The organism is Embleya sp. NPDC055664 (assembly GCF_053618075.1).
The window spans coordinates 58,852-73,216 of record NZ_JBSHGZ010000003.1; the positions used below are offsets into that span (position 1 = coordinate 58,852).

A 14,365-nucleotide genomic window follows, 5' to 3' on the forward strand; every position below is an offset into this window, starting at 1 on the left:
TGGTGCTTCGCGTAGTGGTGGGTGTGCTCTGTGCGTGGTGCCGCGGGTTTCGGCGGTCGGACGGCGAACCTAGCCGGCCCGGCGTGTCGACGGCAAGCATCGGGGCGGGTGGGAAAACCCGTTCGTCGCGTGCTGCGGGGCCTGCCTAGGATCGAGCGATGACGATCTCCGAGCAGGACGCCGTGTCGGACGCCGTGGCGCGGGCCGACGCGGCGTGGCTCTCGGCGTACTTCGACGGGGTGCCGTGCCCGACACCGGTGCTTCGGGGTCTGGTCGCGCACGAGGACCCGACGTTGCGACACCTCGGCGTGGTGTTGCTGCGGGAGCGGGTCGGGCGGCCCGGGGGTGGTGCGGATCGCGAGGCGGTGGCTCTGCTCCCGCATGTGTCTGCTGGATCGGCCGAGGCGGCCTTGGTGCTCGCCGAGGTGTACGCGCGGTTGCGTGTTCCCGTCCCGGAATGGCGCACCGCACGGTGGCCGGCTCGGGTGCGGATCGCCTGGCTGCGGGCGGAGATCGTGGCCCGGCCCGAGGCGACGGTGCGGGCCGAGCCGGCGGGGGAGGAACTGTACCGGGCGGTCGAGGGGATCGACGCCGGTGCGGTGGACGACGTCGGGGCCCTGCTGGACGGGTTGTCGGCGCGGCCGGATTCGGTGTTGCGCGCGGCGGCGCTGCGGGTGGTGCGGCAGGCGTTGGCCGATGCGTTGATCGGGCCGGGGCAGGCCCGTGCCCGCTTGGTCGAGTTGTTGGATCCGGCCGCCGGTGCCGAGGTGGTGGCGGGGGCGTTGGCGGAGTTGGCCGCGCCGTGGGCCGCCGAGGAGATCCCGGTCGGGATGGAGCGGGCGTTGCGTCGACTGCTGCCGGAGTTTCCGGACGCGGTGGAGGTCGCCGCGCGGTTCGGGGCGATCGGGCTGCTGCGTGAGGTGGCCGCGGATCCCGGGCTGCCGGGGCGGCAGCGGCAGGGGGCCCTCGCCGCGATCGGGGATTTCGCCGAACGGGGCGATGTGGGCGGGTTGTTGGCGATCGCCGAGGCGGATCCGCCGTTGTTCGCCGAGTCGATCGTGGCCTGTCTGGGGGCGATGCATCGGCGCGGGCACTTCGTCCGGGACGAGGATGTGCCCGCCGTGATCGCCATGGCGCTCGCCGACTACGGCGTCGCCGCGGTTGACGTGGCGATCGTGCTGTACACGGTGCGGCACGAGGCGCTGCGCGCGCTGATCTCGGTTGCGGACGACCACCCGGACTGGCCGCGATGCGTGGAACTGCTGTTCGCGCTCGCCGCGCAGGGTGCCCCCGATCTGCCGGTCGGCGAGGTGTTGGCGGCTCGGTTGGCCGGTGTCGGCCGGCCGGAGCCCGTATTGGCCGCCCTTCGCGCGTTGCGGTACACGGGCGCGGAGGAGGCCGTGTTGGCCGCTTTGTCCCGGGCGCCCCGGGCCGCGTTGCGCGCGTTGGAGGCGATCGGCGGGCCGCTCACGGTCGCGGTGTTGCGCGAGGGGCTGGGGGTGGCCGACCCGGGCGGCGTGGTGGTGCCGCATCTGCGCGGGGTGGCCGACCTCGCGCTGGAGGTGTTGTGGCACCTGACCGACGACCCGCTCCGGCGCCGGGAGTTGCGGGCCCGGCTCGACCGGCGAGCACTGCCCGAGCGGATCGCGGCCGACCTCGGGATGCCGGACCCGGACGAACTCGCCCTGCTCACCGCGGATATCGACGCGGACCGCCCGGTCGCCGCACTGTGCCGGCTCGCCCGCAACGGCGACGCGCGTACCATCCCGGCGCTTGCCGACCTGCTGCTGCGGGTGGTGAGCGACCTGGTGGCGAACCGGGGTGAGGAGATCGCCGAGCCGGTGGTGCCTGACGAGGTGGTCGAGGCGATCGGCGCGCTCGGCGAACGCCTGTACCGGCGCCGCGTGTTGCGCCCGGCGTGTCTGCTCGCCGCGAGCGACCCGAAGGCGGCGCGCGCCGAACTCCTCTGCGACATCACCCTGGACCTGATCGACCGCGAAGGCGTCACCGACGCCGAACTGGCCGTCCTGCTCGAACTTCTGTCCCGGGGCGACGAGGCGACCGGGCGCGGTACGCGTCGGTCGGAGCTCGGCGTCAAGGACCGTATCCACCACCTGATCCGGCACCGCGACGCGGACGTGCGGAAGCACGCCATCGCGCTGATCGCCCGGGACCCGGACGCGGCCCGTTCGTTGTCCGCGAGCCTGATCCCGCTCACCACCTCCGCGGATCCCCGGACCGTGCGTCAGGCCCTGCGCGCGCTGGGCCGGATGCGAGCCCGGTGGGCGGGGGAGGCGATCGCGGCGTGCCTGGAGCACCCGGTGATGAACGTCAGGAAGACGGCGGCGCAGGCGCTGATCGACGCCGGCACGCCGAGGCAGATTCCGGTGCTGCTGGGGTGGCTCGGGCGGCACGACAACCCCGGCCTGCGCGACTCGTTGACGGCGGCGCTCGGGGAGGTGCTCGGACCGGCGTACCGGGCGCGGGTCCTGGCGGCGGCGGAGCGGGCGACGGACGCGCGGGAGCGTGCGCTGCTGATCCGGGCCGTGGACCGGGAGTGGTCCACCCGTGCGGTGGCGGCGCTGGTGCGTCGAGGGTCGGTGGTCGCGGAGCCGCTGCTTGCCGGTCTGGCGCGGGCGGACTTCACCGTGCGGGACGGTGCGATCCCGGACCTGGCCGAGGAGTTCGCGGCCCACGGCATCGCGATGCCGAAGCCGGCGGCGGAGGCGTCGGAGGAGGACCGGGAACTCCGCGCCGATCTGCTCACCATGACCCGCCGGGCTCGCCCCGACCACGATCTGCCGGCCGTATTGCGGTTGGTTCGGCGCGGGCCGAAGGCGTCGACGCTCGAGCAACACGGCGCCCTGCGGGAGGCGTTGCCGCGGCTGCTCGGCCTGGCGCGGTGGCGGTCGGCCGATCGGGCGGCGGTGTTGCGGTTCGTGGTGGCGGCCTGCCCCGCGCCGTGGTCGGACGCCGAGCGCGCCGCGTTCGCCGACGCGTACGACGTGCTCGCGGCCGAACTCGGCACGGTGGACGGAGTCGGCGCGATCCTGGAGGCGGTCGCGGGCTCGTTGACCGAGATCGCCGCGTTCGACCTCGCCCGCCGGATCCGTGCATTGCCCGACCCGGCCTTCGCGGGCCCGACCCCACTGGCCGTACTGCGCTGTTGCGGAGCCGTTCGCACCCGCGAGGACGTGGAGCGCGCACTGGCCGGGGTGCGTCCGGGGCCGAACCCCTGGGAGGCCGAAGTCGCGGTGCTCGGCGAGGCGTTTTGGCCGGAGGGGCGAGGGGATGCCGAGGGCGCCGAGGCCGAGGAGCCCGAGCGGGTCGCGCTGCTGGATGCCTGGCGGTCCGGGCTCGACGCCGCCGTGCGCTCGCCGCAGACGCTCGCCGCGTTCCGGGCCGCGACCGAGACCGGGGCCGGGACCGGCGCCGAGGCCAAAACCGGCGCCGACCCGGACTCCCGGGCGCGGCTCGCCGCCCTGATCGACGTCTTCCCGAGCGCCCAGCCCGACACCCGCGCGCCCCTGCTCGACTGGCTGACCGAACTCCAGCCGATCGACGCGCCGCCGTGGGTGTCGGCCGAACGGGCCGCCCGGGCACGCCGGTTCGCCCGCACCGGTCCCGCCACCCGTCTCCCGCACGCGGAAGACCTCGACCAACCACGCTCGACCCCGCAACGGGAACGTCTGGTGGCCCTGCTCGCCGCCGCCGACCCGCGCCGCCGCAGGGCCGCCGCCGAGATCCTGTGCGACCGGGCCGAGCCGGCCACCCGACGCGTCGTCCTGGACGCCCACCTGCGCGGCGCCGTCGACCTGCCCGCGCACCTCCTGCGGCCCCTCGCCCCCACCCTGCTCGACCTCGCCGACGACACCGACCCCGCAGGCGTGTTCGCCGGCCCGGACGCCGACCTCGCCCGCACCCGAGCCGCGCGGCTGTGCGCGATCATGGCCCCGGAGCACCTGGAACGCGCCGCCCCGCACCTCGTCTCGTGGTGGGAGCACGGCACACCCACGGCCCGGACGGCGATACTCACCGCCACCCGCGCCATGTCCGCCGACGTCCTTGCCGAAGCCCTCCGGACCCGCCTGGACGCCGGCGCCCCGGGCTGCCTCGACCTGCTGCTCGACCGCACCGTGCGGCGCACCCCGGAACTGACCGAGACCGTACATCGGCTGCGCGTCGAGGGACGCAAGGCACTCGCCGACCGATTGACCCTCGTCGGCGGCGTACTCCGCGCACCCGGCCCCGATCGCAACGGCCTTGCCCTGGTGTCCCTGCGCACCCGCACCGTGCCGCCCGGTGCCGAGCGCCCCACGCGCGACGAACTGATCGCCACGGTACGGGTGGGCGCGCCCGAGCAGGCCCGACGGGCCCTGTCCCGGCTCGCCGACGAATACGGCGCCGATCCGGAAGTACGCGCCCTGGTAGCCGAGTTGCTTGGTCATGCGCACCCGCGTGTGCGCCTGCACGCGCACCGGATCTCGCGACGCGTGCTCGACCGCGCCGAATACCTGCGACACACCGAGCAGTTGCTCGACGACCCGCGACGGGACGTCGTCCGAAGCGCGATCCGCACGTTGTCGCACGCCGGTTGGCAGCCGGCCGTACCGTCCCTGATCACCCTGTTCGCGGACGCCGACCCGGTGACCCGCGAAGCCGCCGGCGAGGGCCTGGCCCGGATCGGCGTCGCGGTCCTGCCCGCGCTGCGCAAGGCCGCCGCGCACGCCCGCCCGGATCGCCGCGGCCGCTATCTGGAACTGCGCGACCGGATCGCGGCGGCCCCCGAATAGCCGGCCGCGGCACCCCGCGCCGTTGTTCCGGGCCATATTGGTCAAACCGGTTCGCGAGTACGCTGGCGGGTATGCCGCGATCCGCCGCCGACACCCGTCGATTCCGCCACGGAGCGGGCAGGCTCGCCCTGGACTTCATCCGCACGCTCGGCGGTCGGGGCACGCCCCGGGAGCAGGAGGAACTACCGGACGCGGAAGCCCTGTTCGCGTGGATACGGCAGTTCGGTCCGGGCGGCGGGGTCGTCGCCGTCGCACCCTTCGCCGCCGTATCGGTGGCCGACGCCCGGCAGTTGCGCGAGGCCGTCCATGAACTGATCGTGGTGGCCCGCCGGGGCGAGGGGTTGACCGCCTGGCGATCCCTGGCCCGGGAGCGGGTCAACCGGGCCGCCGCCGCCCCGACACCGATTCCGGCGGTGGACGCGTGGGGCCGGGTGCGCTGGAGTGCGCCGGACCCGGTCGCCGCCACCCTGTCGCTGATCGCCCGGGACGCGATCGACCTGGTCGACTCCGCCGCGATCACCAGGGTCAGAGCCTGCGCCGGCCCGCTCTGCGGCGCACTGTTCCTGGACGAATCCCGCCCGGGCACCCGCCGTTGGTGCTCGATGAACACCTGCGGCAACCGTGCGAAAAAACAAACCAACCAAGCCACGAAACACAAACTGCACACCGGCTCGTAGTCACCCGCGACGACGGCACGGGGCCACCGCGACGTGCGCGATGACCCCGTGCCCGGCAACGCCTTGCGGATCTACCGTTTGTCCGTGCCCACACGCGCTGCGTCGCGGGGGTCCTGGACCCTCGTGCGGTAGAGCCACAGGGCCACGCCGACGACCAACACGCCGCAGGCGATGCCCAGTTCCTTGAAGCCGCCGTAGCCGGTGATGGAGAAGCCGGTCGCACCGACCACCAACACCACGGCCAGGAACGCGGCGAGCAGCCAGGCCAGCGGCACGAAGAAGTTCGGCAGCCGGATCGGCCGGGCCAGGTCCGGGCGATCCCGGCGCAACATGGCGAAGCCCGAGATGGCCAGTACGTGGGTGAGGATGTAGCCCAGGTTGCCGGTCACGATGATCGCGAGCGGGGTTTTGAGCGCGATCAGGATGACCACGTTGACCACGAGGGCGATCATCAGCGCCCGCGCCGGCACGCCGCGCCGGTTGAGCACGCCGACCTGCTTGATCGTGGTGCCCTCCTTGCCCATGTTGTAGAGCACACGCGAACCGTCGGCCAGACCGGTGATCATGATCAGCAGCAGCGAGGCGATCAGGAAGACCACCATCAGGTCCGCCGCGCCGCCCACCAGGTCGTTGAACGCGCCGACGTAGAAGGTGGTCGGGTCGAGCCCGATCTTCTCCTCGCCGACATAGCCGGCCAGCGCCAGCGGCAGCAGGATGAACACGCCGAGCGAGAACAGCACACCCGCGCGCAGCGCCCGCGAGGTGTCCTTGACGGTGTCCTTGTACTCCGGCGCGAAGGTCGCGCAGACCTCGACGCCGAACGACGTCCAGGCCATCACGTACAGCCACACCAACGATTCGCGGATGCCGGCCGCGCCGTGCAGGTTCCAGTGCAGGTTGCTCGCGCTCCAGTCGCCACTGGCGAACGGCAGCACGATGAACACCACGAGCGGAACGAGCAGCATGCCGCCGGTGACGTAGACGACCCACATCGCGACGTGCAGGCCGAACATGGCCGCGCCGAAGAGCAGCACGATCACCGCGATGCCGACCACGATCGGGAAGGTCAACTCGGCGAAGCCCAGGTCCAGGGTCCAGTCCTGGCCCTGGAACCACTGGGCCTGGACCAGCGAGCCGATGATGCCCGCGTACACGGACAGCGCGGTGGTCCAGGGGAACCAATAGCCGATGCTGGCCAGCGGGCCGACGAACGGCGCGCGCTTCTTCCAACCCTCGGTCGCGTAGTGCGCGATGCCGCCGGACGACTCGGGGAACATCGCGGCCAACTCGGTGTAGATCCAGTTGGCGATCGTGGCCAGGAGCATCGAACCGGCCCACAGGGCGATCGCGCCCCACGCGCCGAGGCCGCCGATCGAGGCGCCGAGCGAGGCGATCAGCGCGGCGGGCATGGTCAGGGACATCGCGAAGCCGTCGTACCAGCGCATCTTCTTGGCGAGCGCGGGCGGGCCGGCCACGGTGTCGGCGGCGGTACCGGTCGAGCCGGGGGCGGCCGGGTGAGGTGCTGCGGACATACGTTTCCCCTTCGCGGGGTGGGAGCGGCCGGTGGAGGTTCCCGGGGGACGGCCGCTTGGGGGAGGGGGTCGCGGGCTCCGGACGCGCTGCTGTCGGCGCCGTCGTCGGCCTGCTGATGGCCCTGTTATAGATCCGGGTTTTCAACCACGTCAAGGGTTCTTCTTTGTTCGTTCGACAAATGAGAGCTGTCGAAGTTGCTCATTGAGATCTATTGACAGGTCAAAGTTGCTGATGAAGTCTGAACACACGTCGCCCGAGGACAGAGAGGGATCCCCCCGCATGAGCAGCAACGGCCCCGCCCGCCACCAGTTCTTCATCAACGGCGCCTACGTCGACGGCTCCGGTACCGAGGGCTACGACGTGATCAGCCCGGTCACCGGCGAGCACGTGGCCACCGTCCCGGTGCCCACCGCCGCCGACCTGGACCGGGCCGTCGCCGCCGCCAACACCGCGCAGCGCGCGTGGGCCAGGGTCAACGTCTGGCAGCGCGCGGAGTTGTGTCACCGCATCGGCGACGAGATCACCAAGCGGGTCGACGAGCTGGCCCGCCTGCAGACCCTGGAGCAGGGCAAGCCGCTCGCCGAGTCGGTCGCCGACATCGAAGAGGCGGCGCAGCTCTTCCACCTGCACGCCGAGGATGCGGTCCGGCTGCACGGCGAGACGATGCCCTCCACCGACGGCACGAAGCGCATGTGGACCTTCTACGCGCCGGTCGGCACCTGGGGCATCATCACCCCCTGGAACTTCCCGCTGCTCATGCTCGCCGAGTTCGTCGCCCCGGGGCTGGCCACGGGCAACGCGCACGTGGTCAAGCCGCCGGCCAACACGCCGCTGACGGTGCTCAAGGCGATGGAGGCGTTCGTCGCGGCCGGGGTGCCGGAGGGTCTGATCAACATCCTCCCGGGCGAGGGCGCCACGGGCGACGCGCTCGTGCGGCACGACGGCATCGACGCGATCGGCTTCATCGGGTCCTCCGCGACCGGCGCCAAGATCCAGGCCGCCGCCGGGCTCAAGCGCTCGATCATGGAGTGCTCCGGCAACGGGCCGCTGGTCGTGCTGGAGGACGCCGACCTGGCCGCCGCCGCCAAGGCCGCGGTGTACGGCGCGTACCTGTGCGCCGGGCAGGTCTGCTGCGCCACCGAGCGGGTGATCGTGGTCGACGCGGTACACGACGCGTTCGTGGCGGCGGTGTTGCGGGCGGCCGAGGACGTGGTGCTCGGTGACCCGTTCGATGCCGCCACGAATTTGGGGTCGCTGAACAACGAGGGTGTCGCCGCGAAGATGGATCGGCACATCGCGGATGCGCACGAGCGGGGCGCAAAGGTGCTTTTGGGCGGCAAGCGCCGGGTGGGGATGCCTACGGAGCTGTATTACGAGTTCACCGTGGTGGACGAGGTTCCCGTGGACAGTCTGCTGTCGCGGGAGGAGTCGTTCGGGCCGGTGGTGCCGATCATCACGGCGGTGGACGAGGACGATGCGCTGCGGCTGGCCAACGACGACAAGTTGGGGCTTCAGGGGGCGGTGTTCACGCGGAGCATGCGGGCGGCGTATCGGTTTGTGGAGGAGATGGCGGTGGGGCAGGTCGTGGTGAACGACAGCACGTGTTTTTGGGACGTGAACATGCCGTTCGGCGGGGCCGGGAATCGGGGTACGGGGTGGGGGCGGATCGGGGGCAAGCACACGCTCCTGGACATGTCCGACCTCCGCACGGGCGTGATCAACCTGTAGCCGCCGTTGGCCTCGCCGGCCCGGCTTTTGGCCTCAAACGCCGGCCGGGCTGTGGCCCCGGCCTCCGGCCGAGGGTGGCCTCAAACGCCGGCCGGGCTGTTTGGCCTCAAGCGCCGGCCGGGCTGTTGATGGCCTGGTTCGCGAAATCCAGCCCGGCCGGCGTTTGAGGTCGAATTTTGGCTTGCCTTTACGAATACCGGTCACTACCCCGTAGGGAACCGCATGACCCCGAGTCACCGCATTGCCTTGCGTAATGCTGCCCAGGAGCCGTTTTGGTTGGATCGGATCGAGTGTCCCGAGCCGTTGGCGCGGCTGGTGGGGGATGTTCGGGTTGATCTGGCCGTGGTTGGTGGCGGGTATACCGGGCTTTGGACCGCGTTGATCGCCAAGCAGCGGGATCCCGGGCGGGATGTGCTGGTGTTGGAGCAGGGCACCTGTGGGCATGCCGCCAGCGGGCGCAATGGGGGGTTTTGCTCGCCGAGTCTCACCCATGGGCTGGCCAACGGGCTGCAGCGGTGGCCGGATGAGATCGATACGTTGCAGCGCCTGGGTGCGCGCAACCTCGATGAGTTCGAGCGCGACTTGGACACGCATGGGATCGACTGTGGGTTCGGCCGTTTCGGCAAGGTCGCCGTTGCCGCCACTCCCTGGCAGGCCGAGTCGTTGCGGGCGTCGGTGGGGGTTGCCCATCGTTATGGGGAGAAGGCCGAATACCTGGAAGGGGACGCGCTGCGGGCCTACGTCGACTCGCCGCTGTGGGCGGCGGGCGTGTGGCAGCCCGACTACGCGCTCCTGGATCCCGCGCGCCTGGTCTGGGGGCTGCGCCGAGCCTGCCTGGACGCCGGTGTACGGATCGTCGAGCGCACCGAGGTCACCTCGATCGACACCAAGCCCGCCGACGCGGTCCGGCTGAGCACCGCCTACGGGCTCGTCGCCGCGCGTCGGGTCGCGCTCGCCACCAACATCTACCCGCCGCTGCTGCGCCGGCTCGGCCTGAGCATGGTCCCGGTGTACGACTACGCGCTCACCACCGAGCCGCTCACGGACGAACAGCTCGCCGCGATCGGCTGGACCGGCGAGCACGGCGTCACCGACGCGGGCAACCAGTTCCACTACCTGCGCAAGACCGCCGACAACCGCATCCTGTGGGGCGGTTACGACGCCATCTACCCGTTCGGCAGCAGGGTCGACGAGGCGCTGACTCAGCGCCCGGAGACGTTCGACATCCTCGCCGAGCAGTTCGCCGCGACCTTCCCGCCGCTCGCCGACGTCGCCTTCTCGCACGCGTGGGGCGGCGTGATCGACTCGACCACCCGGTTCTGCATGTTCGCCGGCACCGCCGCGGCCGGCCGGGTCGGCTACGCGCTCGGCTTCACCGGACTCGGCGTCGGCGCCACCCGGTTCGGCGCCGAGGTGATGCTGGACCTGCTCGCCGGCACCCGGTCGGAACGTACCGAACTCACCATGATCAAGCGCAAGCCGATCCCGTTCCCACCCGAGCCCGCACGCTGGATCGGCATCCAGGCCACCCGCTGGTCGATGGCCCGCGAGGACGCGCACGGTGGCCGCAACCTGTGGCTGCGCTCGCTGGACCGACTCGGACTGGGCTTCGACTCGTGAACCACCCGGGTGCCGGACCCGAAGGCCGGGAGGAACAGGGGAAGATGGCCGCCGGAGATCAGGACCAGGCACACGCGCCGAACCCGGCGCCGCAGCAGATCCGGAGCAGCCGCATGACCCCTGCAGGCCCGCTGGACGACATCGACCGGCGCATCATCGCCATCCTTCAGGCCGACGGTCGGCGTGCGTACAAGCAGATCGCCGAGGACCTGGGCATCCCGGCCTCCTCGGTGCGCTATCGGGTGCAGCGCCTGGAGGAGAGCGGGACGCTCCAGATCGTCGGCATCGCCAACCCGCTCACCATCGGGTTCGACCGGCTCGCGATGATCGGCATGCGGGTGCGGCCCGGCAGCGCCCGGGAAGTGTGCCGGGAGCTGCGCGAGTTGCCGGAGACGTCGTACGTGGTGATGGTCGCCGGACAGTACGACGTGATGGTCGAGGTGATCTGCCGGGACACCGACCACTTCACCGATCTGCTCAACCGGCGCCTGCTGATGATCGACGGGGTGCTCTCCACCGACTCCTTCTTCGTGCTGGAGGTGCACAAGCTCGCGTACGGCTGGGGCGTCGGCGGCGTCGAGTCCTCGCTGCTCGACGCGCCGGAGATAGCGCCGGGGTCGGGCCTGGACCAGCGCGACAGCCGCTGAGCGCCCGCCCGTTGCGGCTCAGCCGCTCGTCGGCAGGCCGGCGAGCCAGCGGTCGGCGGCGCGACGGGTGGTGAAGGTGTGTACCGGGACGTCCGGCGCGGAGTGGGCGGCGAGCAGTCGGCGCACCCGGGGGCGGACCGAGTGCCGGTAGGCCAGGACGGAGCGCAGCACGCTCGGGTCGAGCCGGTCGTGATCGCCGGCCTCGGGGTGCCGGCGGCGGGCCAGTATCGCGGTGATCGCGGCCGGCGGGTGGATGTCGAGGAAGACCACGGTGTCCGCCGCGCGCAGCCGGATCGGCAGTGTGGAGGCGTAGTTGCCGACCACGATCCACTCGGGCCGGGCGACCAGCGCGCGCTGCGCGTCGGCGAACTCCTCGGCCGGGGCGGTGGTTCGATCCTCGCGGTGGTACAGGGTGTCCAGGTGGGTGACGGGGAGGTCGAGTCGGGTACCCAGGGCGTCGGCCAACTCGGGCCTGCCGGTTCCGCCGACGCCGACGACGACGATCTTGCGCATGGTCTCGCAGCGTACGGAGGCGGCGGGCGCGACGCGCGTGGATTACCGGGAGTTTGCCGGGCGAGACCGGTCCCGCCCGGCCCTTGGCGTTATGCGCCCCGCCCGGCTGGGTGAGCCGGCCTTCGGCCGAGGTGGCCTCAAGCGCCGGCCGGGCTGGATTTTGTGGACCGGGCCGTCGACAGCCCGGCCGGCGTTTGCGGTCCCGGGAGGGACCGGTCCCGCCCGGCCCTTGGTGTCATGCGCTCGGCCCGGCTGGGTGCGCCGGCCTTCGGTCGAGGTGGCCTCATACGCCGGCTGGGCTGGATTGCGCGGGCCGGGCCGTTGACAGCCCGGCCGGCGTTTGCGGCCCCGGGAGGGACCCGGCCCTGGCCGGCGGATCTCGGCGGGGGCGACGGTGGGTCGCCGGTCGGGCCCTGGACGGCCCGACCGGCGGCCGGGGTCACGGCCGGGTTCGGCCGCGACACCGTGGTGGACCGGCCCGGTCAACCGGCGGCGGCCGGGACCCGGGGTTCGGGCCTGGGATCGGCCGCGGGCCGCAGAACGCGTTCCGCGAACAGGCCGAAGACCAGGCCGAACGTGGTCCAGATGATGGCGTGCACGCCGAGCGAGGCCACCCGGAAACGCCAGAGCACCGTGGCCGAGAACTCGGCCGGCACCTCGTTCACCGTCGGCATCGCCCACATGGTGATCCCCACCGCGACCAGGAAGCCGGCCACCGCGAGCGGGACGGCGTTCCAGGCCCCGAGCCGGTCGGTCAGCCGCCGGGCCAGGATCACCGCCGCCGCCGCGAACAGCACGGACAGCGCGAGCATGCCGAAGTACAGCGCGGTACGCCGCCCGATGGTGTCCGCGTCGCCGACGGCCGGCGGGTTCGCCGGATACTTCAGGAACGGCACCACGATCACCGCCGCGAAGCCGAGCAGCGCCAACAGCCCGGCGGTGGCCCTGGGCCGGAACGGGCCGATCCGGCCGTACGCGAACGCGAAGACCAGCGCGAACAGGCCGCCGATCGCGATCCCGTACACACCGACCCCGGTCAGCATGCCGATCGTGCTCTGCACGCCCCGACCGACGACCTCCTCCTCGGGATGATCGCCGGCCGCGCCGGCCTCGTGCCCGTGCTCCTCGAACGCGATCGCGTCGCGGATCTGCGGCTCACCGAAGACCCACGCGAACACCCACGCCAGTGCCCCGGCGAGAACGCCGGTGAGCATGCCGCGGATCAACAGATTTCGCACCATGCGTGATGTCGACTCCCTGTGCGGCGGCCCTCGACCGAGGGCCGCGCCGAACCTGCCTCACGGCGCGACCGTGCGGCCGCACGATCGCGCGGTCGTCAGTGGCAGGGGAAGCCGAGCAGGTGGCGCCCGTCGTGCACGAACTCGTGCACACCGGTACCCGAGAAGAGCGCGACCGCGCCCTGCTCGGAGGCGACGAAGTAGATCAGGAACAGCAGGAACGCCCCGGCGAACGCGGCCCAGGGCACGATCGCCCGGACCGGGATCGCGATCGGTGTGGCGGCGGGGCGGGGAACGGCAGCCTGAGCCACGGAATCCTCCTTCGGGGCAACGCGCCCGTGTGCGGGATGCGTCGCGGGAGGGTCTGACTCACGGCCGCCGGAACCCCGCTTTGCGCGGGTCGACGGCTCGATCACAGTGGCGCGTCCGTGCCGGGGTCTCACCGGCTTCCTCGTCGCGACGCGAGGTCGATCGGAATCTAGGGGTCGCCGCGCGAGCGGGTCAACGGGCGCGGGGCTCCGGAGGGCAGACTTGTGCAAGTCTTGAACCGGGCGGACTGGGGTGAGTACACGGATATGAGTACACGGGTCACCTTGGTGTGCCATGCCGCGACCGCGGCCACCGCACGCGCGGCCTTCCCGCTGGACGAGCCGCCGACCGCGGCCGGCCTGGCGGCGGCCCGGGAGCAGGCCCGGCCGCCGAGCGGACGCGCGCCGCGGGCGCTGCGTGGGCCGGAGTTGCGCTGCGCCGAGACCGCCGCCGCGCTCGACCTGGTCGGGGTACGCGTCGAGCCGGCGCTGCGCGACTGCGACCACGGCGATTGGGCGGGCCGCACGTTCGACGAGATGCTGGCCGCGGATCCGGCGGGCGTGGCCGCGTGGTTGGCCGATCCGGACGCGGCCCCGCACGGCGGTGAGTCCCTGGCCTCGGTGTCGGCGCGGGCCGGGAGCTGGCTGGACGAGCTGGGCCGGGCGGCGGAGCACGCGCGGGTGATCGCGGTGACCCACCCGACCGTCGCGCGCGCCGTCGCGGTACACGCGCTGCGGGCCCCCGTGAGCGTGTTCTGGCACCTGGACGCCGGCCCGCTGGCCCGGGTCGACCTCACCCGCAACGGCCCGCGCTGGGCCCTGCGCGGCTTCGGCGTGCCGGACCGGGCGTGAACCCCGCGCGGGGCCGACCCGTTCGTGGAGCGGTGCTCAGTCGGTCGCGGTGCCGGTGATCCGGGTCGGGGTCAGCCGCACGACCACGCGCACCGACTCCGGCGGGAGGTTCAGATATTCGTCGCCGGCGCCCGGGCCCTCGTACTTCTCGGCCAACTCGACCGCGAGCCGGCGGCCGACGTCCTCGGTGATCGTGGTGGTGCCGCGTATCTCGACGTAGACCTCGGAGTCGGCGGGGTCGTAGATGGTCAGGCTCGCGCGCGGTTCGCGGCGCAGGTTGCGGTCCTTGAGCCGGCCGGCCTGGGTGGACACGAGGACGTCGTCGCCGTCGCGACCGACCCACACCACGGAGGTCTGCGGGCTGCCGTCCCGGTTCACGGTGGCCAGCACGGCCGGGTGCGCCGCGTCGAGGAGCTTGCGGGCGGAATCACCCAGAGAGATCGTCATGTCCCGGAT

The 14,365-nt window shown here is 72.5% G+C and carries 11 protein-coding genes; 6 read left to right on the top strand and 5 right to left on the bottom strand.

What is annotated here, in order from left to right; genetic code table 11:
- Window positions 1-158: 158 nt before the first annotated feature.
- Together ACWGR4_RS06010 and ACWGR4_RS06015 are read left to right on the top strand one after the other, a co-directional pair.
- Window positions 159-4,793, top strand: a complete 4,635-nt coding sequence (locus ACWGR4_RS06010) for a HEAT repeat domain-containing protein (RefSeq protein ID WP_452130692.1) — start codon at window positions 159-161, stop codon at window positions 4,791-4,793.
- Between the two features lie 71 nt (window positions 4,794-4,864).
- Window positions 4,865-5,470 carry a CGNR zinc finger domain-containing protein gene (locus tag ACWGR4_RS06015; RefSeq protein ID WP_452130693.1) on the top strand — a complete coding sequence of 202 codons (606 nt, stop codon included), beginning with the start codon at window positions 4,865-4,867 and terminating at the stop codon, window positions 5,468-5,470.
- Between the two features lie 71 nt (window positions 5,471-5,541).
- On the opposite strand, the gene ACWGR4_RS06020 is transcribed toward ACWGR4_RS06015, so the two are convergent.
- Entirely contained in the window at window positions 5,542-7,002 is a 1,461-nt protein-coding gene (locus ACWGR4_RS06020; protein WP_380009895.1) for an APC family permease, read from the bottom strand.
- Window positions 7,003-7,282: 280 nt separating this feature from the next.
- Here ACWGR4_RS06020 and ACWGR4_RS06025 point away from each other — a divergent pair, with 280 nt between their 5' ends.
- The 3 genes from ACWGR4_RS06025 to ACWGR4_RS06035 all read left to right on the top strand — a co-directional run bounded on the left by ACWGR4_RS06025 (window position 7,283) and on the right by ACWGR4_RS06035 (window position 10,998).
- Window positions 7,283-8,731: an aldehyde dehydrogenase family protein gene (locus ACWGR4_RS06025; protein WP_380009892.1), complete on the top strand. Its 1,449-nt coding sequence runs from the start codon at window positions 7,283-7,285 to the stop codon at window positions 8,729-8,731.
- Between the two features lie 222 nt (window positions 8,732-8,953).
- The gene (locus ACWGR4_RS06030; protein ID WP_452130694.1) at window positions 8,954-10,351 is read left to right on the top strand and encodes an NAD(P)/FAD-dependent oxidoreductase; all 1,398 of its coding nucleotides are present in this window, start codon (window positions 8,954-8,956) and stop codon (window positions 10,349-10,351) included.
- 44 nt (window positions 10,352-10,395) lie between these two features.
- The gene (locus ACWGR4_RS06035; RefSeq protein ID WP_452130695.1) at window positions 10,396-10,998 is read left to right on the top strand and encodes an Lrp/AsnC family transcriptional regulator; all 603 of its coding nucleotides are present in this window, start codon (window positions 10,396-10,398) and stop codon (window positions 10,996-10,998) included.
- Window positions 10,999-11,016: 18 nt separating this feature from the next.
- Here ACWGR4_RS06035 and ACWGR4_RS06040 read toward each other — a convergent pair whose 3' ends face one another.
- The 3 genes from ACWGR4_RS06040 to ACWGR4_RS06050 all read right to left on the bottom strand — a co-directional run bounded on the left by ACWGR4_RS06040 (window position 11,017) and on the right by ACWGR4_RS06050 (window position 13,060).
- Window positions 11,017-11,511 carry a P-loop NTPase family protein gene (locus tag ACWGR4_RS06040; protein WP_380009883.1) on the bottom strand — a complete coding sequence of 165 codons (495 nt, stop codon included), beginning with the start codon at window positions 11,509-11,511 and terminating at the stop codon, window positions 11,017-11,019.
- Window positions 11,512-11,993: 482 nt separating this feature from the next.
- Window positions 11,994-12,752, bottom strand: a complete 759-nt coding sequence (locus tag ACWGR4_RS06045; RefSeq protein ID WP_452133040.1) for a CbtA family protein — start codon at window positions 12,750-12,752, stop codon at window positions 11,994-11,996.
- 95 nt (window positions 12,753-12,847) lie between these two features.
- Window positions 12,848-13,060, bottom strand: a complete 213-nt coding sequence (locus ACWGR4_RS06050; RefSeq protein ID WP_126643036.1) for a CbtB domain-containing protein — start codon at window positions 13,058-13,060, stop codon at window positions 12,848-12,850.
- A 264-nt stretch (window positions 13,061-13,324) separates the two neighbouring features.
- Between ACWGR4_RS06050 and ACWGR4_RS06055 the strand changes: the two genes are divergently transcribed.
- Window positions 13,325-13,909, top strand: a complete 585-nt coding sequence (locus ACWGR4_RS06055) for a histidine phosphatase family protein (protein WP_452133039.1) — start codon at window positions 13,325-13,327, stop codon at window positions 13,907-13,909.
- A gap of 36 nt (window positions 13,910-13,945) precedes the next feature.
- Here the strand turns inward: ACWGR4_RS06055 and ACWGR4_RS06060 are convergent, their stop codons facing one another.
- Window positions 13,946-14,356 carry a PPOX class F420-dependent oxidoreductase gene (locus ACWGR4_RS06060; protein WP_380001168.1) on the bottom strand — a complete coding sequence of 137 codons (411 nt, stop codon included), beginning with the start codon at window positions 14,354-14,356 and terminating at the stop codon, window positions 13,946-13,948.
- Window positions 14,357-14,365: the final 9 nt, after the last annotated feature.

What these genes read in the sequence shown, in the direction of transcription:
- ACWGR4_RS06040 (WP_380009883.1), bottom strand. Translation starts at nt 11,511, where the DNA reads ATGCGCAAGATCGTCGTCGTCGGCGTCGGCGGAACCGGCAGGCCCGAG.
- ACWGR4_RS06030 (WP_452130694.1), top strand. Translation starts at nt 8,954, where the DNA reads ATGACCCCGAGTCACCGCATTGCCTTGCGTAATGCTGCCCAGGAGCCG.
- ACWGR4_RS06020 (WP_380009895.1), bottom strand. Translation starts at nt 7,002, where the DNA reads ATGTCCGCAGCACCTCACCCGGCCGCCCCCGGCTCGACCGGTACCGCC.
- ACWGR4_RS06045 (WP_452133040.1), bottom strand. Translation starts at nt 12,752, where the DNA reads ATGGTGCGAAATCTGTTGATCCGCGGCATGCTCACCGGCGTTCTCGCC.
- ACWGR4_RS06035 (WP_452130695.1), top strand. Translation starts at nt 10,396, where the DNA reads ATGGCCGCCGGAGATCAGGACCAGGCACACGCGCCGAACCCGGCGCCG.
- ACWGR4_RS06010 (WP_452130692.1), top strand. Translation starts at nt 159, where the DNA reads ATGACGATCTCCGAGCAGGACGCCGTGTCGGACGCCGTGGCGCGGGCC.
- ACWGR4_RS06015 (WP_452130693.1), top strand. Translation starts at nt 4,865, where the DNA reads ATGCCGCGATCCGCCGCCGACACCCGTCGATTCCGCCACGGAGCGGGC.
- ACWGR4_RS06060 (WP_380001168.1), bottom strand. Translation starts at nt 14,356, where the DNA reads ATGACGATCTCTCTGGGTGATTCCGCCCGCAAGCTCCTCGACGCGGCG.
- ACWGR4_RS06055 (WP_452133039.1), top strand. Translation starts at nt 13,325, where the DNA reads ATGAGTACACGGGTCACCTTGGTGTGCCATGCCGCGACCGCGGCCACC.
- ACWGR4_RS06025 (WP_380009892.1), top strand. Translation starts at nt 7,283, where the DNA reads ATGAGCAGCAACGGCCCCGCCCGCCACCAGTTCTTCATCAACGGCGCC.